This is a genomic window from Pseudomonas sp. Ma2-10 (assembly GCF_054330215.1).
In genome coordinates this window covers 139,487-164,080 of sequence record NZ_JBTEYL010000002.1, presented here as the reverse complement: position 1 = coordinate 164,080, position 24,594 = coordinate 139,487, and the positions used below count along the sequence as shown (strand labels likewise).

Sequence of the window (24,594 nt, the reverse complement as noted above, 5' to 3'; positions counted from 1 at the left end):
CGCCCCAATGACCGCGTTGAAATACCTCCAGGCCTATCCTGCAGCACTGCAGGACCAAGTGCGCCAGCTGATCGCCGACGGTCGGCTGGGCGACTACCTGGGCCAGCGTTATCCGGAAAAACATCGGGTGCAGAGCGACAAAGCGTTGTACACCTATACGCTGGACCTCAAGCAGGAATACCTGCGTAACGCCCCGGCCATCGATAAGGTGTTGTTCGACAACCGCCTGGACCTGACCCACCGTGCCCTCGGATTGCACACCGCGATATCCCGGGTGCAGGGCGGAAAGCTCAAGGCCAAGAAAGAAATTCGTGTTGCTTCATTGTTCAAGGATGCCCCTGCCGAGTTTCTGAAAATGATCGTGGTGCATGAGCTGGCGCACTTCAAAGAGTCAGATCACAACAAGGCGTTCTACAAGCTTTGCGAACACATGCTGCCGGGGTATCACCAGGTGGAGTTCGATGTACGGGTGTACCTGACGTGGCGGGATATGCAGTAGTCGATCAACAGATCAAGAACGCGCAACAAGGAGTGGGTGGATGGACGTAAGCAAGACCAAGAGCAGCTTCTATCGTCGGTTGTACGTGGCGTACCTGATTGATAGCGGGTTGGCCAGCAGCGTCCCGGCGCTGACCGAAGTGACCGGCATGCCCCGGCGCACGGCTCAGGACACCATCGCGGCATTGGCGGATCTGGACATTGTTTGCGAGTTCGAGCAGGAAGACGGTGCGCGCAATCATGCCGGACGCTATCGGATTCGCGAATGGGGGGCGATAGATCGGGGGTGGATCGAGCGCAATCTTCGGCAGATCAAAGCGGTGCTGGAATATCCCTGAATGAGCACCCCGATCAATCCCACGCAGAGCGTGGGATTGATCGTTACGGACGGCGCATCCCGATATGCGCAATGTCATCCTCGAGAAATGCCTCGCCTGCCACGACAAACCCGTATCGCCCGTAATACCCCTGTAAATGCGCTTGGGCCGAGAGATAGATTGATACTTCAGGCCAGCGTTTTTCAGCCTGTTTCAACGCCCGCGCCATCAATTCATGCCCAAGCCCTGTACCGCGCGCTTGAGGGGCAATGATCACCCGCCCGAAGACCACGTCGCCACCCTGTGACTCCGGGTCGAGCAATCGCAGGTACGCCACCAGCCGATCCCCGTCCCAAGCCATTAAATGGCAGGTGTCACCTTCCAGGTCCTGGCCATCGACGTCCTGATAGACGCATTTCTGCTCAACGACAAACACCTCTGCACGTAGCTGCAGAATGGCGTACAGCTGCTCTTTGCCCAGATCGCTGTGGTGTTTGCAGACCCAATCGATTGTCATCTTCACACTCCTTGAACGTCGTCGTTCCGATACTAAGCGCCCAGACGAAAGATGTCTTTAAGGCAGAGAAATCTGTGACAAAGGCCAAAATGCCATCATTCATTTCGTGCGGCTTTGTCTTGTTTGTGTAATCTGAGATGAAGCGCTGGGCAGTGGCTTCGGTGAGCTGATGTTAGGGCCTGGGTTTGCCAGTACGGGGGCCTTGGATTTTTGGCTGAAAACACGTCGGGCGTCCAGCCCGCTAAGGATTTTCTAGCATGCCACGATTGCATCGAGCCTTTGCTTTGATTGGATTGCTGTTGCTGACCCAAGGCGCGGCAGCGCAAAAACTGCGATTGGTAGCCGATGTCTGGCCACCCTTTACCGACGCCACGCTGGTCAACGGTGGGTTGGCCACGGACATCGTCAGCACCGCGCTGGCACGGGCCGGTTATGCCAGCGACTTTGAACAAGTGCCTTGGGCGCGGGCCCTGCAGGGGGTTGGCGACGGTCGATACGACGTGTTGGTCAACGCCTGGTACACCGACGATCGTACGAAACTTGGCCGGTTTTCCGGCGAATACCTGCTCAACCGGGTGCGTTTTCTCAAGCGCAAAGACACACCGATCGAATACAGCAACCTGCAACAACTGCATGCCTACCCGATAGCGGTGGTGCGCGGCTACGCCTATTCGCCAGCGTTCGATGACGACGTGTCGTTGCAGAAAGTCCCGGTGCACAGCTTTTCCATGGCTGTGCGCATGGTCGCCGCCGCCCGGGTCAAATTGACGCTGGAAGACGAATACGTCGCGCGTTACTACCTGGCCCGGGAATCCACCAAGGTGCGCAATGCCGTGGAGTTTTTGCCCAAGCCATTGAGCGAGAACAGCCTGCACATTCTGGTCAGCCTGAAGAATCCCAGGCATGAACAGATTGTCGCCGGTTTCGACCGCGAGATCGCGGCGATGAAAGTGGATGGCAGTTATCAGCGGTTGATGAAACAGCACGGAATGTAAGCGCCGGGCCCGTTTCAATCCTCGCTCGTTTCCTTGATGAGGTGCGCTGCCAGCGTCCGCAATGGCCCAAGCTGGCGGCAGATCAACGCCAACTGTGTCTGCACCAGCCGTTGGCCTTCATCGATTTCGTCCGGCATCTGTTCAAGCGTATTGGCCAGTGCCTCTTCCTCATCGCTTTGAATCGAAATCGGCAGTTTGCTCGCCAGGCCTTGGGCAATTTCATCGATGCTGGCGGCCAGTCTCACGCCGGCACCGTCGATCAAATGCTCGCGCACGTCGGGGGGTAGCTGGGTTTCCCGGTGTGCGCCCAGTCCGGACAAATAACTGAGCAAGGTGTGCGACAGCACCAGGAAACGGAACCCGACATCCGCCTCCTTACGGAAGTGCCCCGGTTCCATCAGCATGTTGGCGAGCGTCGTCGACAGTGCCGCGTCAGCGTTGTGCGCATTGCGTCGAGCCAGGCGATACGCCAGGTCATCGCGTTTGCCGGCGGCGTATTGCTGCATGATCTGGCGCAGGTAAATGCTGTTGCACGTCAGGGTGTTGGCCAGCACTTTGTTCAGGCGTCGGCCCTGCCAATCCGGCAGAAACAGGAACACCGCCAGCCCGGCGATCAGGCTGCCGAGCAAGGTATCGAACAACCGCGGCAGGAACAGCCCGTAACCATCCCCGACCTGGTTGAAGCAGAAGAGCACCATCAAGGTGATCGCGGCTGTCGCCAAGGTGTAGCGGGTGGTGCGGTTGATAAAGAACACCACCCCGGCGGCGATTGCGAAGCACGATTGGACCAAGGGATTGGGAAACAGATCGAACAGCGCCCAGGCCACGGTCAGGCCGATGGCGGTGCCGATGATCCGCTGGCCGAGTTTGCGGCGAGTGGCGCCGTAGTTTGGCTGGCAGACAAACAGCGTGGTGAGGATGATCCAGTAACCCTGAGACGGGTGGATCAAATGCACCATCGCGTAGCCGATACTCAAGGCCAAGGGCAAGCGCAGTGCGTGACGAAACAGCAATGACGTCGGTGTCAGCTGCGTGCGTAACCGAATCCACACATCTTTGAGGCTACGGGGCGAACGGTCGAGCAGGCTGCTGTCAGTGGCGTCCGCCAGGGCATCGGGGTTGCTGGCGTCGCTGAGCAAACGATCGAGTGTGCCGAGGTTGGCCGCCAGTGCCCGCAACGAACGCAGCAATCCGCGCCACGCCGGATTGCTTTGAATGCGCAGGTGTTCGAGGGCGGCGTGCAGGTCGCCCAGGGCTTCGGCGAAGCTGGCGTCATAGATGAACGGCTGACGCATCTGAATCGACTCGGCCAGCGCTCGGCAGGCCTTGCCTTGCTGGCGCAGCAGGCGCTGGCAGCGGAACATCACGTCGCTGTGAAAGAAGGCATCGGCGAGGGCGTTATAAGGGTAGTGCGAGGAGCTGGCGCGCTCGTGGATGTCCTGAGCGAGGAAGTACAGCTTCAGGTAACGGCTGACTTTCGAGCCCGGTCGACCGTTGCCGACCCGGTGCAGGATGATTTCCTTGGCGGCGTTCAGTGCTGCTACGACACGACCGTTTTGCTGCGCCAGTTCCAGTCGACGCGCCTCCACGTCCATCTGCCGGATCGGCTCGAACAGCGACGATTTCAGTTTCAGGTAAAAACCCAGTTCACGGAACAAGCGCGCCAGGCTTTGCTGCACCGGCTGATTGGAAAACATCGCCTGCCACAGCACCGAGAGCAAACCGTACCAGGCCGCACCCGTCACCAGCAGCACCGGCTCGTGCCAGAAATCGGTGACCGCCCCGCCACGCTGGTCGACGCCGATCATCGTGTAGACCGACAGAATCAACGTCGCCGACGCAATCGCGCCGTAGCGTTCGCCCAAGGCGCCGAGCATGGTCAGGCCGAAACTGGCCAGGGCCAGCGCGATGATAAAAATAACGGGGTAGGGGAAGAGCAGTTCGACGGAGAGGGCGGCGACGCTGAAACACACCAGCGTCACCGCCAGTGCGTTAAGGCGGCCCTGCCAGCTGTCGTCGGTCTCGGCCAGGGCGCTGGCAATGATCCCGAGGAACAGCGGGATCAGCAGGCCCATTTCATCCTTGTACCAACACAACGCCATGCTACCGGTCAGGGCGATGAACACCCGCACGCTGTAGCTGAATTTATCCAGCGCCCAGAGGCGACGCAGAGACTGAGTAAAGGGGGTCGATGACATGAAGTGCGAGGGCCTTCCGAGGCAATGACGCTAAATTGAGCCAGTAATGACGTCGACGCAATGGCGCCGATCACATCTGACAGCAAAATCTGTTCCTTCCTGGTGATCAGACGAATTGCGCGGCGGCGTAGCCGGAGGCCCAGGCCCACTGGAAGTTGAAGCCGCCCAGATGCCCGGTGACGTCGAGCACTTCGCCGATGAAATACAGGCCGGGGCTTTTCAGCGATTCCATGGTCTTGGACGACACCTCGTGGGTGTCGACGCCGCCCAATGTCACTTCAGCGGTGCGATAACCTTCAGTGCCGGCCGGAACCACTTTCCAGCTCGCCAGTTTTTCGGCGATGTCGGCAATTTCTGCGTGGGTGTACTGCTTCATCGGTTTGGAGGCGAACCAGTTGTCTGCCAGCAGGTTGGCCATCTTCTTGGTGAAGATTTCCCCCAGCAGGGTTTTCAGCTCGCTGTTCGGACGTTCGACTTGCTGCTGTTGCAGCCAGCTCGGAACGTCGTGGTCCGGCATGAGGTTGATCTCCACCGCATCGCCGGATTCCCAGAACGATGAAACCTGCAAAATCGCCGGACCACTGAGGCCGCGGTGAGTGAACAGGATATTCTCGCGGAAACTCTGGTCGTTGCAGCTCACCAGGCAATCCACCGACGTACCGGACAGCTCGGTGCAAAGCTCTTTGAGCTGATCGGTGATGGTGAACGGCACCAGCCCGGCGCGGGTCGGCAGCAAGTCGTGGCCGAACTGTTTGGCCACTTGATAACCGAAACCGGTCGCACCCAACGTCGGGATCGACAAGCCGCCCGTGGCGATCACCAGGGATTCGCAGGTGATCTGGTCGAGGGTGGTTTGCAACAGATAGCCGTTTTCCATTTTCTCGATGTGCTGGATCGAGGTGTCCAGGTGCAGGCTGACGCCGACCTGATCGCACTCGTTGAGCAGCATGTCGAGGATGTCGCTGGATTTGTTATCGCAGAACAGCTGGCCGAGTTTTTTCTCGTGGTACGGCACGCCGTGTTTGGCGACCATGCCGATGAAATCCCACTGGGTGTAGCGCGCCAGGGCGGATTTGCAGAAATGCTCGTTCTGCGAGAGGAAGTTGCCAGGTTCGGTGTACATGTTGGTGAAATTACAGCGTCCACCACCCGACATCAGGATTTTCTTGCCGGCCTTGTTGGCATGGTCGAGCAACATTACCTTGCGCCCGCGCCCGGCGGCAGCCAGCGCACACATCAAACCTGCGGCGCCAGCGCCAATGATCACGACTTCGGTAGAGCGCAAAACGGTGTCCTCACAAATCTCAACGCTGACCCACCCCCTGTAGGAGCGGTGTCGGTTTTACAGGATGCGAACGCGCAGCGAACGGCCTTTGATCTTGCCGTCGTTCAGACGCTGCAAGGCTTGCTTGGCGATCCCGCGTTCCACAGCGACATAGGCCTGGAAGTCGAAAATCGCGATCTTGCCAACCTGAGCGCCCGGAATGCCGGCATCACCGGTCAATGCGCCAAGAATGTCGCCCGGACGCACCTTGTCTTTACGGCCGGCGCCGATGACCAGCGTGCTCATCACCGGCAGCAGCGGTGCGCCGCCTTGGGATTTGAGGTTGTCCAACTGATCCCAGCTCAACGGCGACTTCTGCAGTAGCTCGATGGCTTGGGCGCGGTGCGCTTCGGACGGTGCGACCAGGCTGATCGCAATGCCTTTCTCACCGGCGCGGCCCGTACGGCCAACACGGTGGATGTGGATTTCTGAGTCACGAGCCAGTTCGACGTTGATCACCATGTCCAGCGCATCGATGTCCAGGCCGCGAGCGGCGACGTCGGTGGCAACCAGCACCGAGGTGCTGCGGTTGGCGAACATGGCCAATACCTGATCACGATCACGCTGTTCCAGATCGCCGTGCAGGCCTACGGCGCAGATGCCTTTGGAGGTCAGGTGATCGACGGTTTCCTGAACCTGCTGCTTGGTGAAGCAGAAGGCTACACAGGAGGCCGGACGATGATGCGCGAGGACTTTGATCACGGCGTCCATGCGCTCTTCCGGGGAAATCTCGTAGAACCGCTGCTCGATCTGCGTGTCGTCGTGGAACGCCTCAGCCTTCACGATCTGAGGGGTGCGCATGAATTTCGACGCCAACTGCTTGATGCCCACCGGGTACGTGGCGGAGAACAGCAGGGTCTGGCGACGCTCCGGGCACTGGGCGATGATTTCTTCGATGGAATCGTAGAAGCCCATGTCGAGCATGCGGTCGGCTTCGTCGAGGATCAGGGTATTCAGGCCATGGAGAATCAGCGAACCCTTGCGCAGGTGTTGCTGAATACGACCCGGGGTGCCGACGATGATGTGCGCGCCATGCTCCAAAGAGCCGATCTGCGGGCCGAAGGACACGCCGCCGCACAGGGTCAGAACCTTGATGTTGTCTTCGGCGCGGGCCAGACGACGGATTTCCTTGGCGACTTGGTCGGCCAACTCGCGTGTCGGGCAAATGACCAGCGCCTGGCAGCCGAAGAAGCGCGGATTGATCGGGTTCAGCAAGCCGATACCGAAGGCGGCGGTCTTGCCGCTGCCGGTCTTGGCCTGGGCGATCAAGTCCATCCCCTTGAGGATCACCGGCAAGCTTTGCGCCTGGATCGGCGTCATCTGGGCATAACCGAGGGAGTCGAGGTTAGCCAGCATGGCGGCGGACAGCGGCAAAGTATTAAAAGCGGTGGCGATGGTGGTCACGGGACTGGCCTGCAAAACAAAATGTCGCGCAGTGTACCAGTCCGGGGGGCATTCGCCCTAAGGCTCTATGTGCTCTTCCGGACGCTTGACGCGCCGTCCGTCTTCCCTTGAGAGCTGGGAGAAGATGGTTGCAGCCAGCATCGCCATGATTCCGACCGTTACAAAGGTCAGCTGGAACGCGCCCAACACCGTGTCCACCCCATCGTTGCCGACTTCTGCGGTGAACCCGCCGAGCAAGGCGCCGGCACAGGCAACGCCAAGGCTCAAGGACAATTGCGCGACCACCGACAGCAGGCTGTTGCCGCTACTGGCGCTGGCGTCGTCGAGGTCGATCAGGGTTACGGTGTTCATTGCGGTGAACTGCAAGGAGTTGATCGCCCCAAGAATCGATAGCATCACCAGCAGCAGCCAGTACGGCGTTTGCTCGCCAACCAGGCCCATGCTCGCCAGCATCAACCCCAGCGCCACCGTATTACCGGTGAGCACGATGCGATAGCCCAAGCGCTCGATCAGTGGTCGCGCCACCGACTTGGCGGCCATCGCAGCCGCCGCTAGCGGCAGCATGCTCATCCCGGCCTGGGACGGCGAGTAACCCAGCGCCACTTGCAGCAGCAATGGAACGAGAAACGGCAGGGCGCCGCTGCCCAGGCGGGCGAACAGGTTGCCGAGGATGCCCACGGCAAACGTCCGGGTTTTGAACAGTGACGGCGCGAACAGCGGGTTATCAATGTGCCCCGCCCGCAACCAGTACGCCGCCAGACAGGCCATGCCGCCGAACAGCAGTAACATCACGCGCAAGTGCGGCAGGTGCAATTCGCCGAGACCTTCCATGGCGATGGTGATCAACACCATCGCCGCGCCGAACAGTAAAAAGCCCAGGCTATCGAAGCGGGTGCGTTCAGTGCCGCGCAGGTCAGGGATGAATTTCCACACGGCGTAGCAACCGACAGCGCCGACCGGCAGGTTGATCAGAAAGATCCAGTGCCAGCTCAGGTACTCCACCATCCAGCCGCCCATGGTCGGGCCGAGCAACGGACCGAGCAATCCGGGGATGGTGATGAACCCCATGATTCGCACCAGATCCGAGCGCGGGTACGCACGCAGCACCACCAACCTTCCGACCGGCAACATCAGTGCACCGCCCAGGCCCTGAATCACCCGCGCGCCAATCAACATGCTCAAGGTGCTCGACAGCGCGCAGAGCAACGAGCCGAGGCTGAACAACAGGATCGCGCCGAAGAAGATTTTCTTGGTGCCGAAACGGTCTGCGATCCAGCCTGAGGCAGGGATCAGCAAGGCAACGGTGAGCATGTAGGCGATGATCACGCCCTGCATGCGCAAGGGGTCTTCGGCCAAGTCCCGGGCCATGGCGGGCAGGGCGGTGTTGAGGATGGTCCCGTCGAGGGATTGCATGAAAAACGCAATGGCGACGACCCAGGGCACCCAGCGGGCGGTGGCTGCGTCGAGAGGCGGGCGGTCGGGCATGGGACCTCTTGTTGTTGGAGATGATCGTTCCCGATCTCCGCGTGGGAACGATCAGGGGCAGAGGGTCAGAGGGTCAGAGGGTCAACGTCAGTTTGCGGATCAGCGCTCCTGGCAATAACGCCGACGCTGTGGCCCGCTGGCTGTAGGTACTGGCCGACAACATCAGTTCGCGCTCCTCGGTCAATGCTTCCAGCTGCGCCCCGAGCAAACTGTAGGCACTGTCATCAAACCGCATGGTGCTCACGGGCGCCTGAATCTCGCCATTCTCGACCCAGAAGGTCGCAAACCGCGTCATGCCGGTCAGGCGTGCCGCCGGTTGGTCTGAGTAGTTCAGGTACCAGAGGTTGCTGATGTACAAGCCCGTGCCCAGTTGCTTGAGAATCTCTGCATCAGGCAACGTACCGGCCGCCATGATCACGGCGCTGGGCATTTCACCACCGCTGGCGCCGTTGGCGGTCAGGCCGTACTCGGCCGCACTGCGTGAACTGACCATCTGTGCGCCGGCCTTGCCGTTGACAATCAACCCAAGATCGCTGCGCGGATAACCTTCTGCGGAGAATGCCGGGCTCAACGAACCGCTGACCTTTTCATCCACTGACACCAATGGGCTGAACGCACCGTCGCCCGCGTAAAGCTTCTGCAGCGGGCTGTTTTTGCTGGCAATCGACTGCGCCGAGAATCCCCCCCAGCCCAGCATGTCCATGATCTCTCCCAGGGCTGCCGGCGCCAGATAGGCGCGGTACTGACCGGGCGCCAGGGTGTGTTGCGGTCTGCCGAGAAACGCCAACTGCTCGCGTGCCTGTGCAAAGCGCTTGGCAAACCCTTCGCTGTTCCAGTCGTGCCCGGCGTAGCTGGCTTTCACCGCTTGGCCGTTGTCATGGAACAGGCTGAAGTCGAAGTTGAAGCTGTTGGCTTGGTGCCAGCCGAACGCACCCGAAGAACTGGCGAAGCCGCGACTGATCGGGCCGGCGGCGTAGAAACCCACCAGATCCAGCCCTTCGGCCGCCTGGGTAATTTCCGCGACCACCTGCTCGGTGTCCGGCAGCGGGTGATCCTGCACGTTCTTGCTCTGCCAGCCGTTGTGGTTGAGCAGCAGGTACGGATCCTGCGGCAGCAACGGCAAGGTTTCGCGCAGCTGTTGCAGGCCTTCGGCCAGGCGCTGCACATCGACTGCGGCTTCACCCGACAGCGTGATGTTCAGGTTGGCGTGGCGCCCCTCGTTGATCAGTTTGAAACCGACGCTCGCCTGTTGCACCTGCCCGGCCTGACGGACCTTGGCGTGGTTGAAACGCACGAAGGCCGAGGATTCGGCGGCGTAACTGAGGGTGAATTGTTCTGGCTCGCCAATTGCCTCGCGCAACCAGTTGACCAAGGCTTTGAACGCGTCGGCCTGATTCTTGGACGTACTCATCAGGCGTCTCCCCCAAACACATCAACGTTGCTGAATACACAGGCCGGCGACGCATGGCCGACGCGGATCACCTGGTTCGGTTCGCCCTTGCCGCAGTTCGGCGTGCCCAGGACTTTGACGGTATCGGCGTCGCCGACGGCGCTGAGGCTTTTCCAGAAGTGCGCGGAAATCGCCCGGTAGTTCGGGTTCTTGACCACGCCTTTGAGTTCGCCGTTCTCGATCAACTGGCCCCACTCGCAGCCGAACTGGAACTTGTTGCGGGCATCGTCGATGGACCAGGACCGGTTGGTGCTCATCAAGATGCCGTGCTCGATGTTGCCGATCATCTGCTCCAACGGTTGATCGCCAGCCTCGATGTTCAGGTTGGCCATGCGGTCGATGGGTGGACGGTTCCAGCTGCAGGCGCGGCTGTTGGCAACACCTTCCATGCCGGCACGAAATTGCGACAGCGCGCCGCCCAATGGGCGCAGTAGCAAGCCTTCTTTAATCAGCAATTGTTTGCTCGCGGCAGTACCGTCGTCGTCATGGCCATAGCTGGCCAACTGCTCGGGAATGTCCGGGTCGAAGGTCACGTTAAGCAGTTTGGAGCCGTACTGCAGGCTGGCGAAGTCTTCTGTCTTGACGAAACTGGTGCCGGCGTAATTGCGCTCGTCACCGAGGATGCGGTCCAGCTCCAGCGGGTGACCGATGGACTCATGGATCTGCAGCATCATTTGGTCCGGCATCAACAGCAGGTCGCGCGGGCCTTGCGGGGTGTTCGGCGCCAGCAGCAATTGCAGCGCCTGATCGGCGATTTTCGGGCCGGCGCCGACCAGTCCACAGCGGCTGATCACATCAAAACCGCCCTGTTGGCCGAAGTTCTCGCGGCCCAGGGTTCGGGTTTGGCTGTCGTTACCGTCGTAGGCGGTGACTTCCAGGCTCGGGTACACGAACCGCTGGGCCTGGCGCAGTTCGGCGCCGGCGTTGCTGAGGTAGATCTGTTCGACATGGGTGATGCCGATGCTCACTTCCCAGTTGACCAGTCGCTCATCCTTGGGCACGGCGGCGGACTCGGCACCGAGCAGTTGGTAGCAATCGCTCAGGGAGGGGAAGGGCTGGTCGAGGTTCGGCGAAAAGTAGTCGGCGCGGTCGCTGGAGACCACTTGCGCGCTCAGGTCGAGCAGGGCGTGGGGCTTGAGTCGGCGGGCTTGTTGCTCGGCCTTCTCCAGTGCAGCTTGCAGGCCTTGTTGCGACAGGTCGTTGGTCGCCGCGTAGGCTTCGACGCCGTCGATTCGGACGGTCAGCATCGCGCCTTCGTCGCGGTTCAGGCTGGGAGGTTCCGCGACATTCTTGCGCACCGACAGGTACTGACCGGACTCGCGCACATAACGCAGCGAAAAGAACTCAGCGCCCGTGCGCAAGGCAGCGAAGCGCTGCTTGAGCTGGGGGTGGAAATCGAACATTCGGGAACCTCCTTGGTATGGAGTGGCGGTGTATCGATGTTGCGAGGGGGTGAAACGTTTGCGTGGCGCTAGATTAGGCCTGCGCGGGGGGTAGGATCAAGCACGGAACGGTGTAGGAAGTCTGGTGACGCAGAGCGCCACGGGATGCGTTCCCACGCAGAGCGTGGGAACGATCAGGGGCGGTTACTGCGCAGTCAGGCTCACATCGCGCAACGGCTTGCCACGCACCGGCGCATCGCCAGCGACGAAGTAAGCCGCCTCGCTCCGCGGCAACGGCTTGCGACTACGGATCTTGTCAGCGATTTTTTCGGCGATCATGATCGTCGGCGCGTTCAGGTTGCCGGTGGTGATGATCGGCATGATCGAGGCATCGACTACACGCAGGCTCTGCATGCCGTGCACACGACCTTCAGCGTCAACCACCGCCATTTCGTCGGAGCCCATTTTGCATGAGCAGGACGGATGGAACGCGGTTTCGGCGTGTTCGCGGATGAACTCGTCGAGCTGCTCATCGGTTTGCACGTCGATGCCCGGGCTGATTTCTCGGCCACGGAAAGCGTCCAGTGCAGGCTGTTGCATGATTTCACGGGTCAGGCGGATGCCGTCGCGGAATTCCTGCCAGTCCTGCTCGGTGGCCATGTAGTTGAACAGGATGCTCGGGTACTCGCGCGGATCCTTGGACTTGGCCTGAATTCGACCACGGCTCGGCGAACGCATGGAGCCCATGTGCGCTTGGAAACCGTGCTCTTTCACACCGTTGCTGCCGTTGTAGTTAATCGCGACCGGCAGGAAGTGGTACTGGATGTTCGGCCAATCGAACTCTTCGCGAGTACGGATGAAACCGCCGGCTTCGAACTGGTTGCTGGCGCCGATACCGGTGCCGTTGAACAGCCACTCGGCCCCGATGGCCGGCTGGTTGTACCAGAGCAGCGACGGGTACAGCGAGACCGGTTGGGTGCAGGCGTATTGCAGGTACAACTCGAGGTGATCCTGCAGGTTTTCACCCACGCCCGGCAGGTCGTGGACCACCGGGATGTCGAGTTTTTTCAGCAACTCGGCCGGGCCGACGCCGGAACGCTGAAGAATCTGCGGCGAAGCGATGGCGCCGGAGCACAGCAGCACTTCTTTGCGGGCGCGGGCTTCAACGCGCTCTTCAGCGGCACCGATCAAGTACCGCACACCGACCGCACGCTTGCCTTCAAACAGGATCTTGTCGGTCAGGGCGTGGGTGATGATGGTCAGGGTCGAGCGCTTCTTGGCGATGTCCAGGTAACCGCGAGCGGTGCTGGCGCGACGGCCGTTCGGCGTCACGGTGCGGTCCATCGGACCAAAACCTTCCTGCTGGTAACCGTTCAAGTCTTCGGTGCGCGGGTAACCGGCTTGCACGCCGGCTTCAACCATCGCGTTGAACAGCGGGTTGTTGCCGGCTTTTGGCGTGGTTACGCTGACCGGACCTTCGCCACCGTGATAGTCGTTCGGGCCGATGTCACGGGTTTCAGCCTTGCGGAAATACGGCAGGCAGTTCAGGTAGTCCCAGTCTTCAAGACCTGGCAGTTTGGCCCAGTTGTCGTAGTCCATCGCGTTGCCGCGGATGTAGCACATGCCGTTGATCAGCGAAGAACCACCCAGGCCCTTGCCGCGACCGCATTCCATCCGGCGACCGTCCATGTGTGGCTCTGGATCGGTTTCGTAGCCCCAGTTGTAGCGACGTCCTTGCAACGGGAACGCCAAGGCCGCCGGCATTTGCGTGCGGAAGTCTAAACGGTAGTCCGGGCCGCCTGCTTCGAGCAGCAGGACGGTGACGCCTTCGTCTTCAGTCAGACGGGTCGCCAGGGTGTTACCGGCCGAGCCGGCACCGATGATGATGTAATCGAATTCTTGGGACATTGAATGCACCCTCTTTGAAGTTGGTCAGGTCCCAGCCTGCGGGCGATGAAGGCCTCGCAGGCAAAGCCGATGCCTGCTTAGAAAACCGAGGCGTAATCGCCCAGTTCGACCTGTACCGATTTGATGCGTGTGAAGTTGTTCAGCGAGCTGATGCCGTTCTCACGGCCCACGCCCGACTGCTTGTAGCCGCCGACCGGCATCTTGGCGTCGGATTCGCCCCAGGCGTTGATCCAGCAGATACCGGCTTCGAGTTGATGAATCACGCGGTGAGCGCGGTTCAGGTCCTTGGTGACGATGCCTGCGGCCAGACCGAAGTCGGTGTCGTTGGCACGACGGATCACTTCTTCTTCGGTTTCGTAAGTCAGGATGCTCATCACCGGGCCGAAGATCTCTTCGCGAACGATGGTCATTTCGTCGGTGCAGTCGGTGAACACGGTCGGTTCCACGAACGCGCCTTTGGCGTATTCGCCTTCGGTCAGACGGTTGCCGCCGCACAGGACGCGGGCGCCTTCTTCCTTACCTTTGGCGATGTAACCCAGCACGCTTTCCATGTGGGCGAAGCTGACCAGCGGGCCGAAGTTGGTGTTCTCGTCTTCCGGGTTGCCGATGCGGATGCGGGCAACGCGTTCCACGATCTTGGCTTCGAAAGCGGCTTTCAGGTGGCTTGGCACGAACACGCGAGTGCCGTTGGTGCAGACCTGGCCGGAGCTGTAGAAGTTGGCCATCATGGCGGTGTCGGCGGCGCGGTCGAGGTCGGCGTCGTCGAAAATGATCAGCGGGGATTTGCCGCCCAGTTCCATGGTCACGTCTTTGAGCGAAGACGCAGAGGCGCTGGCCATCACCTTCTTGCCGGTGTCGGTGCCGCCGGTGAAGGAGATTTTTTCGATGCGTGGGTGCTCGGTCAACCAGGTGCCGACTTCACGGCCACTGCCGGTCAGGACGTTGAACACGCCCGCCGGAACGCCGGCTTCAGTGTAGATCTCTGCCAGTTTCAGCGTGGTCAGGGAAGTGACTTCGCTTGGCTTGAAGATCATCGCGTTACCGGCCGCCAGGGCAGGAGCGGATTTCCACAGGGCGATCTGGATCGGGTAGTTCCACGCGCCGATACCGGCCACGACGCCCAGTGGCTCGCGACGGGTGTAGATGAACGAAGTGGTGCGCAGCGGGATTTGCTCGCCTTCGATGGCCGGAACCAGACCTGCGTAGTACTCCAGCACGTCAGCGCCGGTGACGATGTCGACGTACTTGGTTTCGGAGAAGGATTTACCGGTGTCCAGGGTTTCCAGAGCGGCCAGTTCGTCGTTGCGCTCGCGCAGGATATCGACGGCACGACGCAGGATGCGCGAACGCTCCATGGCCGTCATGGCGGCCCAGATTTTCTGGCCCTTTTCGGCACTGACCACGGCGCGCTCAACGTCGTCCTTGGTCGCACGTTGTACGGTTGCGAGGACTTCACCGTTAGCCGGGTTGATGGCTTCGAAGGTGGCGTCGCTGCTGGCGTCACTGTAACCGCCATCGATGTAGAGTTTTTGCAGTTCGAAACGGGCCATATAGTCCTCGCAAGAGCATAAGTTAGTTGGCGCTAACCACTGGGCGTGCCTTATAGCTTGGGCAACGCTGGTCAGTGGTGGTTCAGGTGTTGAGCGGTTCTGTGTGCTCTAACTCACCCGTTTGGCCAATTGGATGTCCATGTATTCGTAAGCGATCTGTTGCGCCTGCTCGGTGTCGAAAGCGTCTCCCGACAGCGCGCCGCGCAACCACAAACCATCAATGAGCGCTGCCAGACCCCGTGCTGCACTGCGCGCGTCATCGAGCGGTAATGCACGGCGGAACTGGCAACACAGGTTGGAATACAGACGGTGATCGTTGATCCGCTGCAACCTGTGCAATGACGGCTGGTGCATGCTGGTCGCCCAGAAGGCCAACCAGGTTTTCATTGCCGGGCCATTGACCTGGCTGGCGTCGAAGTTGCCTTCGATGATCACCTGCAGATGCGCCCGTGGGCTGTCATCTCCAAGATCCAGGCGGCGCGCGGTGACGTTCTCGCTGAGGACGCTCATCAGGTACCGCATCGTGGCGGCGATCAGGCCATTCTTGTCCTGAAAATAATGACTGATGATGCCATTCGAGACACCGGCCAAACGGGCGATCAGCGCAATGCTGGCGTCCCCCATTCCTACCTGATCTACAGCCTGTAATGTGGCTTCGATCAATTGCTGGCGGCGGATGGGTTGCATACCGACCTTGGGCATCTTGCACGTCTCCTTAGGCCTTCCGACGGACGAAAACGTCTGTCGGAGTGAAGGCCAGTCTATTTTGTTTTGATTGAACGTTCAATCAACAAAGAATAAGATCTGCGACAATTCGTCGCTGCCTACAGGTTTTTCCTACATGTAGTTGGCGGAAAAACGACATCCGAAACGCTCGAAACCCACGCGCACTGGCGCTCCTGGGCTTCGGTTTTTTTTCCGGGGTGTCTTTATATCACCCGCCGGTCGGCTGCCAACTAACCGATTGGTCGGGTAACGCGTTGCCTTGTGTTCTTCTCTCGCACTGCCTGGAGCATCTGTGCCATGAGTTCTGCCTCTCTTATAAAGACCCCACCCGATAAGGTGACGGTCAACGGTTGGGTGTTCTACACCTCTACCGCGTTGATCCTGTTGTTGACCGCCATTCTGATCATCGCCCCGCAAGAGGCCGGTAGATTGCTTGGTATTGCCCAGGCCTGGTTGTCCCGCAGCTTCGGCTGGTACTACATGGTGGTGATCGCCGCTTACCTGGTCTTCGTGGTCGGCCTGGCGTTTTCGTCCTACGGCAAGCTCAAGCTGGGCAGCAAGGACGACACCCCGGACTTCAGCTACGGCGCTTGGGCGGGGATGCTGTTCTCGTCGGGTATCGGCATCTCTCTGCTGTACTTCGGTGCTTCCGAGCCGCTGGACCATTACTTCAACCCGCCGGAAGGCGTTGCCGGCAGCAACCTCGCTGCACGTCAGGCCGTTCAGCTGACGTTCCTGCATTGGGGCCTGCACGGCTGGGCGATCTACGCATTGGTCGGCCTGGCCGTTGCTTACTTTGCTTACCGTCATAACCAGCCGCTGGCGTTGCGTTCGGCGCTGTATCCGCTGGTTGGCGAGCGTTGGGTCAAAGGCGCCGCCGGTCATGCGGTGGACGGTTTCGGCATGTTCGTGACCCTGCTGGGTCTGGTGACGAACCTGGGGATTGGTTCGCTGCAAGTGTCGTCGGGCCTTGAAAACCTGTTCGGCATGGAACACAACAACACCAACCTGCTGATCGTGATCATCGTAATGAGCACCGTGGCGACCATCGCGGCTGTGTCCGGCGTGGAGAACGGCATCCGCCGTCTGTCCAACCTGAACATCGTGCTGTTCAGCGGGCTGCTGATTTTTGTGCTGTTGTTCGGCCCGACTTTGCACTTGCTCAACGGCTTCGTGCAAAACATCGGCGATTACCTGAACGGCGCGGTTCTGAAGACTTTCGACCTCTATGTGTACGAAGGCGACAGCGAGAAGTCCGACCGTTGGTTGGGCCTGTGGACCCTGTTCTACTGGGCCTGGTGGATTTCCTGGGCCCCATTCGTGGGTATGTTCATCGCGCGTATTTCCCGTGGTCGCACGGTGCGTGAACTGGTCGCTGGCGTATTGCTGATCCCGCTGGGCTTTACCCTGGCGTGGCTGTCTATCTTCGGTAACTCGGCCCTGGACCTGGTGATGAACCATGGGGCGGTGGAACTCGGCAAGACGGCGCTGGAACAGCCGTCGATGGCGATTTACCAGTTGCTGGAGCATTACCCAGCGTCGAAAATCGTGATCGGCGTGTCGATCTTTGTTGGTTTCGTGCTGTTCCTGACCCCGGCGGATTCGGGCGCGGTGATGATGGCGAACCTTTCCTGCAAGGGTGGTAACGTCGACGAAGACGCCCCGCACTGGCTGCGGATCTTCTGGTCGGCGGTGATCACGCTGGTGACCATCGGCCTGCTGTTCGCCGGTAACTTTGAAGCGATGCAAACCATGGTGGTGCTGGCCGGTTTGCCGTTCTCGGTGGTGCTGGTGTTCTTTATGTTTGGCCTGCACAAGGCGATGCGCCAAGACGTGCAGATCGAGCAGGAGCAAGCGGAGCTCGCAGCCCGCGGTCGTCGTGGCTTCAGCGAGCGTTTGACGCAGATGGACTTGCAGCCGAATCAGTCGATTGTTCAGCGTTTCATGGACAAGCAAGTCAGTCCGGCGCTGGAAGAGGCCGTGGTGCAATTGCGTGGGCAGGGTCTGGAGGTGCAAACGTTGCTGGGCAAGGCCAAGCGTTGCATGGGCCTGCGGATCGAGATGGAAGAGGGCAATCCTTTTGTCTACGAAGTAAGCCTGGACGGCTATCTGGCAGCGGCGAGCGACAAGGTCTCGGCTCAAAGTACTGATGAGCCCCGCGCACGTTACTACCGTGCCGAGGTGTACCTGTACAACGGCAACCAGGATTATGACCTGATGGGCTTCACTTCGGATCAGATCACCCATGATGTGCTCGATCAGTTTGAAATCCATCGGCAGCTCCTTGGCCGTGTGTATAGCTGAGACAGAGGTCCGCGATACAGCTGAATATCTGTACTAACAAAAACGCCGCGATCCTCTCGCGGCGTTTTTGTGTGTATTGCCTTAACCCAGGTTCTTGCCGAGCAGTGCGTGATACAGCTCACTGTCACCGAGAATCCCGACCACCTTGTTGTTGTTGTCGTGCAGCACCAGCTTATTACCCGTCTGATACCGAATCTGCAGCGCGTCACGCATGCCGATGTTCGAATCCACCAGCGTTGGACGACGACCTAGCCCTTCAACGGCTTGCCCAGGGATCCAGTTCTGCAGGTCCAGGCTCGCGCCATTCTGGTGTGCGCCTTTTAGGGTGTTGCCTTCGGCCAGGTCCAGCCAGGAATCGTCGCTCGGATCGAGGCATACCGAACCGTTGATGCGTTTGCAGTTGTCCAGGGTACGCATCAGGCTGCGACCGCACAGTACGTTCAGCGGATTGGTGTGGGCGACGAAGGTCCGCACGTAATCGTCCGCAGGGTTCAGCACGATCTCTTCCGGTTTGCTGTACTGGACGATCCGGCCGTCTTTCATGATTGCGATACGGCTGCCGAGCTTCAGGGCTTCATCGAGGTCGTGGCTCACGAACACGATGGTTTTGTTCAGCCTGCTTTGCAGTTCCAGCAGTTCGTCTTGCAGGCCTTGGCGGATCAGTGGGTCAAGGGCCGAGAACGGTTCGTCCATCAGCAGAATGTCGGCATCCATCGCCAGCGCGCGGGCCAGGCCCACACGTTGCTGCATACCACCGGAGAGCTCGTCCGGTTTTTTGTTGCGCCACTGGGCCAGGCCCACCAGCTCAAGTTTTTCGTCGACCAGTTTTCTCCGTTCCTTCTCCGGACGACCCTGCATTTCCAGACCGAAACTGATGTTCTCGCGAACGGTCAGCCAAGGCATCAAGGCGAACTTCTGGAACACCATCGCAATGCGCTTGGTGCGCATCATTTTGAGTTCTGCCGGGGTGCAGGATGCGATGTCGATCTGATTGCCTTCGTGCTCGACGAACAACTTGCCACGGCTAACGGTGTTGAGGCCGTTGATGCAACGCAGCAGGCTGGACTTGCCGGAGCCGGACAGACCCATCAGCACGCAGATTTCGCCTTTTTCGACGTCCAGGCTGGCTTTTTCAACGCCAACAATCTGTCCGGTCTTTTTCAGGATCTGGTCACGGGTCATGCCTTCATCGAGGAGCTTGAGCGCCTCGCGTGGGTCTTTGGAGAAAATTACGTCTACGTCTTCGAAGCGAATAATGCTCATGCGTCACCCCTTGCTTTAGCTTCGGGTTGTTTGCAGATACGGTCGAGCATGATCGCCAGCAATACGATCGCCAGGCCTGCTTCGAAGCCCAGGGCGATATCAGCAGTGTTCAGTGCATTGACCACGGGTTTGCCCAGGCCGTCGGCGCCCACCAGTGCGGCGATCACTACCATCGACAACGACAGCATGATGCACTGGGTGATACCGGCTGCGATGCTTGGCATGGCATAGGGCAGTTCAATTCGTGAAAGCAATTGGCGGCGCGAGCAGCCGAAGGCTTTGCCGGCGTCCATCAATTCTGCGGGGACATCGCGAATACCCAGGTAAGTCAGGCGGATGGGCGCGGCAATCGCAAACACCACCGTGGAGATCAGGCCCGGGACCACACCCAACCCGAAAAGGGTCAGGGTAGGAATGAGGTACACGAAGGTCGGTACGGTCTGCATCAGATCGAGCACCGGACGCATCAGGGTGTAAAACAGCGGTTTATGCGCGGCGACGATGCCTAGCGGCACACCGATGAGCACACAGACCAAGGTAGCGAATAGCACTTGGGCAAGGGTTTCCATGGTTTCCTGCCAGTACCCCAGATTGAGGATCAGCAGGAAGGCGGCGATGACAAAAACAGTCAGCCCCCACTTTCGTTGAATGAAATGTGCCAGTAGCGCGATGAGGCCGATCAATGCCAGCGGGTTGAACCAGGTCAGCGCAAAAGTCACGCCGTGGATCATCGTTTCCAGTGACATGGCGATTGCGTCGAAGGTGTCGGCGCCGTTTTGCGTCAGCCATTCAACGAAGCCCGCGATGTACTGGCCTAAAGGTATTTTCTGATCAATCAGCATGGTAGTGAACGTCCGCATGCAAGGAAATAAACAGCCCGGGCGACCTAAATCGCCCGGCGTAAGCGATTACTGTGCGAGCTGAGCTTTCACGGCCTCCAGGCCTGGTTTACCGTCAATGGTGGTCACGCCAGCGAGCCAGGTATCGAGCACCTGTGGATTCTTTTTGAGCCAGGCCTTGGCGGCCGCGTCAGGGCGCATTTTGTCGTCCAGGACATTGCCCATCAGGGTGCTTTCCATGTTCAGGGTGAACTCGAGGTTCTTCAGCAACTGACCGACGTTGCTGCATTCCTGCGCATAGCCCTTGCGGGTGTTGGTGTAGATGGTCGCCTGACCGAAGTTCGGGCCGAAGTAGTCGTCGCCACCCGTCAGGTATTTCATCTTGAAGCGTGTATTCATTGGATGTGGTTCCCAGCCCAGGAACACCACGGCAGTTTTGCGGCGCTGAGAGCGATCGACTTGCGAGAGCATGCCTGCCTCGCTGGACTCGACCACCTTGAAGCCGGCGTCTTTCAAGCCGAAGGCGTTCTTGTCGATCATGCTCTGGATCAGGCGGTTGCCGTCGTTACCCGGCTCGATGCCATAGATCTTGCCGCCGAGTTCTTTCTTGAACTTGGCGATGTCGGCGAAATCTTTCAGACCTTTGTTATACAACTCTTCGGGCACGGCGAGTGTGTACTTTGCGTTTTCCAGGTTGGCGCGAAGGGTGTCCACGGTGCCGGCTTCACGGTAAGACTTGATGTCGTTTTCCATGGTCGGCATCCAGTTGCCGAGGAATACGTCCATGTTCTTGCCGTCAGCCAGGGACTTGTAGGTCACCGGCACGGAAATCATGGTGGTCTTGGTTTTGTAGCCCAGGGCATCGAGGATGACGCTGGTGGTGGCGGTGGTGACAGTAATGTCAGTCCAACCGACATCGGAGAAGTTTACGGTGCTGCATTGTTCGGGTTCTGCGGCTTGAGCCAGTAACGGCAGACTCAGCATTGCGGCCAACATCAACGACGGGGAACCTTTCATGGATGGACTCCTTGGGGTTTTTTTTTTTGGCAGTGTTCCGACTGGACCACCGCACTTATAGGTTGCGGTTGGATGGCGTTCTGGAGACAGCTTTATCACTGCGCCTTGCAATCGAGTCGATACGATCATGTACCACTGAAAATCTGACGCCTACAGGGTGCGTCGCATCCAGTACAGGGATGGTCGCATCTAGTGTCGATAAGGTCGCTTACAGCTTTTTTTCGCCCTCTTTGCCTCTCTTAGCCGCAAAAAAACGGCGAAAACGCTGCGTAAAACACCTGCGGCGTTGGTGAGCATGAGTGCGTCGGTGTGAGACGTCGAACGACATGGCAAAAGCCTGATGATGCGGCCATCTCGGCGGATTGCAGCTTGAGCGTAGCAGCTCCGTCACCGGGCGTTTTCACGTCCGGCGTTGGCACATCCAGGAGTTCGGCAGTAATGGCTATCAGTGTTTTCGACCTGTTCAAAATCGGCATCGGACCTTCCAGTTCGCACACCGTGGGGCCTATGCGGGCCGCAGCGCTGTTCGTGCAAGGCTTGCGTGAGCAGGGTCTTTTGGAACAAGTGCGGCGCGTCGAAGTTCAACTTTTTGGTTCGTTGTCGGCCACCGGCATCGGTCACGGCAGCGACAACGCAGTGATCATGGGCCTGATGGGCGAGTGGCCGGATGCAATCGATCCGTCGCAAATCGGCATTCGCATCGACACCCTGCGTGAAACTCATACGCTGTTGCTCGACGGTCGTTTGTCGGTCCCGTTTATCTGGGCCCGGGACATGCGCCTGATCGACGAAAACCTGCCATTCCATCCCAATGCCATGACCCTGATCGTCGAAGGTGATCACGGTGAACTGCATCGCGACACCTACTATTCCATCGGCGGCGGTTTTGTCGTCGATCAAGCACAAGCCTCCAGCGGCGTAGTGGACCTGGACCGCACGGTGTTGCCGTACGATTTTTCCAGTGCCGTCGAGCTGCTCAGCCTCTGTAAGCAGCACAACCTGCGCGTCGCCGAACTGATGATGGCCAACGAGAAGGTCTGGCGCAGCGAAGAGGACATTCGCGCCGGCCTGATGACACTCTGGCGTGCCATGCAGGATTGCGTCGAAGAAGGCCTCAAGCACGAAGGCATCCTGCCCGGAGGCCTGAATGTACGCCGTCGCGCGGCCAGGTTGCATCGCAGCCTGCAAGAACTGAACAAGCCCAACGTGATCGGCTCGACCTTGAGTGCCATGGAGTGGGTCAACCTGTTCGCCCTGGCGGTCAACGAAGAAAACGCCGCTGGCGGGCGCATGGTGACGGCGCCGACCAATGGGGCGGCGGGGATCATTCCGGCGGTGCTGCACTACTTTATGAAGTTCAGCGAGGTGGTGACCGACGCCAATGTGGTCGACTATTTCCTCAGTGCGGCAGCGGTCGGGATTCTGTGCAAGAAGAACGCGTCGATTTCCGGTGCCGAAGTCGGTTGCCAGGGCGAAGTCGGTTCGGCCTGCGCCATGGCAGCGGCCGGGTTGTCGGAGATTCTGGGGGCGACACCGGAGCAACTGTGCAACGCCGCGGAAATCGGCCTGGAACACAACCTCGGCCTGACCTGCGACCCAGTGGGTGGGTTGGTGCAAGTGCCGTGCATCGAGCGCAACGCCATTGCCGCGGTGAAAGCCATCAACGCGGCGCAGATGGCGCTGCGTGGCGACGGCCAGCACTTTATCTCGCTGGATCGGGTGATCCGCACCATGCGTGATACCGGCGCGGACATGCATGACAAATATAAAGAGACATCGCGCGGTGGGTTGGCGGTTAGCGCGGTTGAGTGCTGAACCGAGTCGACCCCGTCGCGGGCTTACCGACGATGGGGTCCGACCAGTCAAAACTGCGCGCAAAGTGAACACCCGATTCAAACCGCGCCACGTTTTGGCGCGTCGCTTACAGATAAGCGACCTGACCAGGATCGCGGATCCAAGTTGGCCATTACCGCCTGTCGCCTGTGCTTGTGGTGACACTCTTCATCAGGTCGCTGTAGCCCTGTTCCCACAAGTGCTACCGATATGCTCACGCCCTACAGTGAAGAACGCCTCCCGGCGATAATGGCACTTATAGCCCCTACTCGCGGCGCGGCTTATATAGACACGGCGCGAGGTCGTTTTCAGGAGTTATTGAACGCCTATTCAACTTTAGGCATGGCAATTGCTCTGTCATTACAAAGCCCGTCTCCCACGCGAGAACGATGGCAATAACAAGAGCCTCCGCCTGAGGCCATCATCCGCTTTGTGTGAGGAGATACCGCGATGACGACGTTCAACTCGGGGGCTCAACCCCAGAACCGTGCGCCTCAATCCATTGGCTTTTTGCTGCTGGACAATTTCACGCTTATTTCTCTGGCTTCCGCAGTAGAACCCCTGCGTATGGCCAACCAACTGTCCGGCCGCGAGCTGTATCGCTGGACCACACTTACCGTCGACGGTGGTCAGGTCTGGGCCAGTGACGGTTTGCAGATCACCCCCGACTGCGCCATGCACAAAGCCCCCGCCATGGACACCATCATTGTCTGCGGTGGTATCGGCATCCAGCGCACTGTTACCCGTGAACACGTGTCGTGGCTGCAAAGCCAGGCGCGCCAGTCCCGCCGTCTCGGTGCCGTCTGCACCGGCAGCTGGGCCCTGGCGTGCGCGGGCCTGCTGGATGGTTTCGATTGCAGCGTGCACTGGGAATGTCTGGCCTCGATGCAGGAAGCGTTCCCGCGCGTGGCCATGAGTACTCGTCTGTTCACCCTCGACCGTAACCGTTTCACCAGCTCCGGTGGCACCGCGCCGCTGGACATGATGCTGCACCTGATCAGCCGCGATCATGGCCGTGAACTGTCGGCCGCGATTTCGGAGATGTTTGTCTACGAACGTATCCGCAACGAGCAGGATCACCAGCGTGTACCTCTCAAGCACATGCTCGGCACCAACCAGCCGAAATTGCAGGAAATCGTCGCGCTGATGGAAGCCAACCTGGAAGAGCCGATCGACCTCGACGAACTGGCTGTGTATGTCGCCGTATCGCGTCGTCAGCTGGAGCGGCTGTTTCAGAAGTACCTGCACTGCTCGCCATCGCGTTATTACCTGAAACTACGCTTGATCCGCGCCCGACAGCTGCTCAAGCAAACGCCGATGTCGATCATCGAAGTGGCGTCGGTGTGTGGTTTCGTGTCTACGCCGCACTTCTCCAAGTGCTACCGCGAATACTTCGGCATTCCGCCGCGTGACGAGCGCGTAGGTTCCAACACCACGCAACAAGTGGCAATGATGCCGCTGCCGCAAGCACTGGTGCTGTCGCCGTTGTCCGGGCCGTTGGCGGCGTTGAGTCAGGCGCGCAATGAGTCGACGTTCGCCAGCGTAAGGCTCTAATGCACTGGTCGTTCCCACGCGAGCGTGGGA

At 59.6% G+C, this 24,594-nt stretch carries 19 protein-coding genes; 6 read left to right on the top strand and 13 right to left on the bottom strand.

What is annotated here, in order from left to right; all coding sequences use genetic code 11:
* Window positions 1-7 precede the first annotated feature (7 nt).
* Window positions 8-499 carry a M48 metallopeptidase family protein gene (locus ACXPVS_RS03325; protein ID WP_458508940.1) on the top strand — a complete coding sequence of 164 codons (492 nt, stop codon included), beginning with the start codon at window positions 8-10 and terminating at the stop codon, window positions 497-499.
* Between the two features lie 40 nt (window positions 500-539).
* Window positions 540-836 carry a winged helix-turn-helix domain-containing protein gene (locus tag ACXPVS_RS03320; RefSeq protein WP_123369167.1) on the top strand — a complete coding sequence of 99 codons (297 nt, stop codon included), beginning with the start codon at window positions 540-542 and terminating at the stop codon, window positions 834-836.
* A gap of 43 nt (window positions 837-879) precedes the next feature.
* Here the strand turns inward: ACXPVS_RS03320 and ACXPVS_RS03315 are convergent, their stop codons facing one another.
* Window positions 880-1,332, bottom strand: a complete 453-nt coding sequence (locus ACXPVS_RS03315; protein WP_458508651.1) for a GNAT family N-acetyltransferase — start codon at window positions 1,330-1,332, stop codon at window positions 880-882.
* A gap of 257 nt (window positions 1,333-1,589) precedes the next feature.
* Between ACXPVS_RS03315 and ACXPVS_RS03310 the strand changes: the two genes are divergently transcribed.
* Window positions 1,590-2,327 carry a substrate-binding periplasmic protein gene (locus ACXPVS_RS03310; protein WP_458508650.1) on the top strand — a complete coding sequence of 246 codons (738 nt, stop codon included), beginning with the start codon at window positions 1,590-1,592 and terminating at the stop codon, window positions 2,325-2,327.
* A gap of 14 nt (window positions 2,328-2,341) precedes the next feature.
* On the opposite strand, the gene yccS is transcribed toward ACXPVS_RS03310, so the two are convergent.
* The 9 genes from yccS to betI form a co-directional block, all read right to left on the bottom strand.
* The gene (gene yccS / locus ACXPVS_RS03305) at window positions 2,342-4,525 is read right to left on the bottom strand and encodes a YccS family putative transporter (RefSeq protein WP_458508649.1); all 2,184 of its coding nucleotides are present in this window, start codon (window positions 4,523-4,525) and stop codon (window positions 2,342-2,344) included.
* Window positions 4,526-4,631: 106 nt separating this feature from the next.
* Window positions 4,632-5,810, bottom strand: coding sequence for an NAD(P)/FAD-dependent oxidoreductase (locus ACXPVS_RS03300; RefSeq protein ID WP_458508648.1), 1,179 nt, complete (start codon window positions 5,808-5,810; stop codon window positions 4,632-4,634).
* A gap of 57 nt (window positions 5,811-5,867) precedes the next feature.
* The gene (dbpA, locus tag ACXPVS_RS03295; protein WP_458508939.1) at window positions 5,868-7,205 is read right to left on the bottom strand and encodes an ATP-dependent RNA helicase DbpA; all 1,338 of its coding nucleotides are present in this window, start codon (window positions 7,203-7,205) and stop codon (window positions 5,868-5,870) included.
* A 105-nt stretch (window positions 7,206-7,310) separates the two neighbouring features.
* Window positions 7,311-8,738 (bottom strand): multidrug transporter subunit MdtD, encoded by a 1,428-nt coding sequence (mdtD, locus tag ACXPVS_RS03290; protein ID WP_458508647.1) that lies wholly within the window; start codon window positions 8,736-8,738, stop codon window positions 7,311-7,313.
* A 73-nt stretch (window positions 8,739-8,811) separates the two neighbouring features.
* A complete protein-coding gene (locus tag ACXPVS_RS03285; RefSeq protein ID WP_458508646.1) occupies window positions 8,812-10,149 on the bottom strand; it encodes a TldD/PmbA family protein in 1,338 nt (445 codons plus the stop codon).
* On the bottom strand, window positions 10,149-11,591 hold the full coding sequence (locus ACXPVS_RS03280) for a TldD/PmbA family protein (RefSeq protein WP_458508645.1): 1,443 nt from the start codon (window positions 11,589-11,591) through the stop codon (window positions 10,149-10,151). Before ACXPVS_RS03280 ends, ACXPVS_RS03285 begins: the two co-directional genes overlap by 1 nt.
* Before the next feature lie 183 nt (window positions 11,592-11,774).
* On the bottom strand, window positions 11,775-13,478 hold the full coding sequence (gene betA, locus ACXPVS_RS03275; protein ID WP_458508644.1) for a choline dehydrogenase: 1,704 nt from the start codon (window positions 13,476-13,478) through the stop codon (window positions 11,775-11,777).
* 77 nt (window positions 13,479-13,555) lie between these two features.
* On the bottom strand, window positions 13,556-15,028 hold the full coding sequence (gene betB, locus ACXPVS_RS03270; RefSeq protein ID WP_458508643.1) for a betaine-aldehyde dehydrogenase: 1,473 nt from the start codon (window positions 15,026-15,028) through the stop codon (window positions 13,556-13,558).
* Between the two features lie 108 nt (window positions 15,029-15,136).
* Entirely contained in the window at window positions 15,137-15,730 is a 594-nt protein-coding gene (gene betI, locus ACXPVS_RS03265) for a transcriptional regulator BetI (RefSeq protein WP_458508642.1), read from the bottom strand.
* A 378-nt stretch (window positions 15,731-16,108) separates the two neighbouring features.
* Here betI and ACXPVS_RS03260 point away from each other — a divergent pair, with 378 nt between their 5' ends.
* Complete coding sequence (locus tag ACXPVS_RS03260; protein ID WP_458508938.1) at window positions 16,109-18,058, top strand: BCCT family transporter; 1,950 nt, start codon at window positions 16,109-16,111, stop codon at window positions 18,056-18,058.
* A gap of 81 nt (window positions 18,059-18,139) precedes the next feature.
* Here the strand turns inward: ACXPVS_RS03260 and choV are convergent, their stop codons facing one another.
* The 3 genes from choV to ACXPVS_RS03245 all read right to left on the bottom strand — a co-directional run bounded on the left by choV (window position 18,140) and on the right by ACXPVS_RS03245 (window position 21,177).
* A complete protein-coding gene (gene choV / locus ACXPVS_RS03255) occupies window positions 18,140-19,321 on the bottom strand; it encodes a choline ABC transporter ATP-binding protein (RefSeq protein ID WP_458508641.1) in 1,182 nt (393 codons plus the stop codon).
* On the bottom strand, window positions 19,318-20,163 hold the full coding sequence (gene choW / locus ACXPVS_RS03250; RefSeq protein ID WP_458508640.1) for a choline ABC transporter permease subunit: 846 nt from the start codon (window positions 20,161-20,163) through the stop codon (window positions 19,318-19,320). Before choW ends, choV begins: the two co-directional genes overlap by 4 nt.
* Window positions 20,164-20,229: 66 nt before the next feature.
* Complete coding sequence (locus ACXPVS_RS03245; protein WP_458508639.1) at window positions 20,230-21,177, bottom strand: choline ABC transporter substrate-binding protein; 948 nt, start codon at window positions 21,175-21,177, stop codon at window positions 20,230-20,232.
* Window positions 21,178-21,615: 438 nt separating this feature from the next.
* On the opposite strand from ACXPVS_RS03245, the gene ACXPVS_RS03240 reads away from it, so the two are divergent.
* Together ACXPVS_RS03240 and gbdR are read left to right on the top strand one after the other, a co-directional pair.
* Window positions 21,616-22,992 (top strand): L-serine ammonia-lyase, encoded by a 1,377-nt coding sequence (locus tag ACXPVS_RS03240; RefSeq protein WP_458508638.1) that lies wholly within the window; start codon window positions 21,616-21,618, stop codon window positions 22,990-22,992.
* A 468-nt stretch (window positions 22,993-23,460) separates the two neighbouring features.
* Complete coding sequence (gene gbdR, locus ACXPVS_RS03235) at window positions 23,461-24,564, top strand: choline metabolism transcriptional regulator GbdR (RefSeq protein WP_458508637.1); 1,104 nt, start codon at window positions 23,461-23,463, stop codon at window positions 24,562-24,564.
* The last annotated feature ends 30 nt before the right edge of the window (window positions 24,565-24,594 follow it).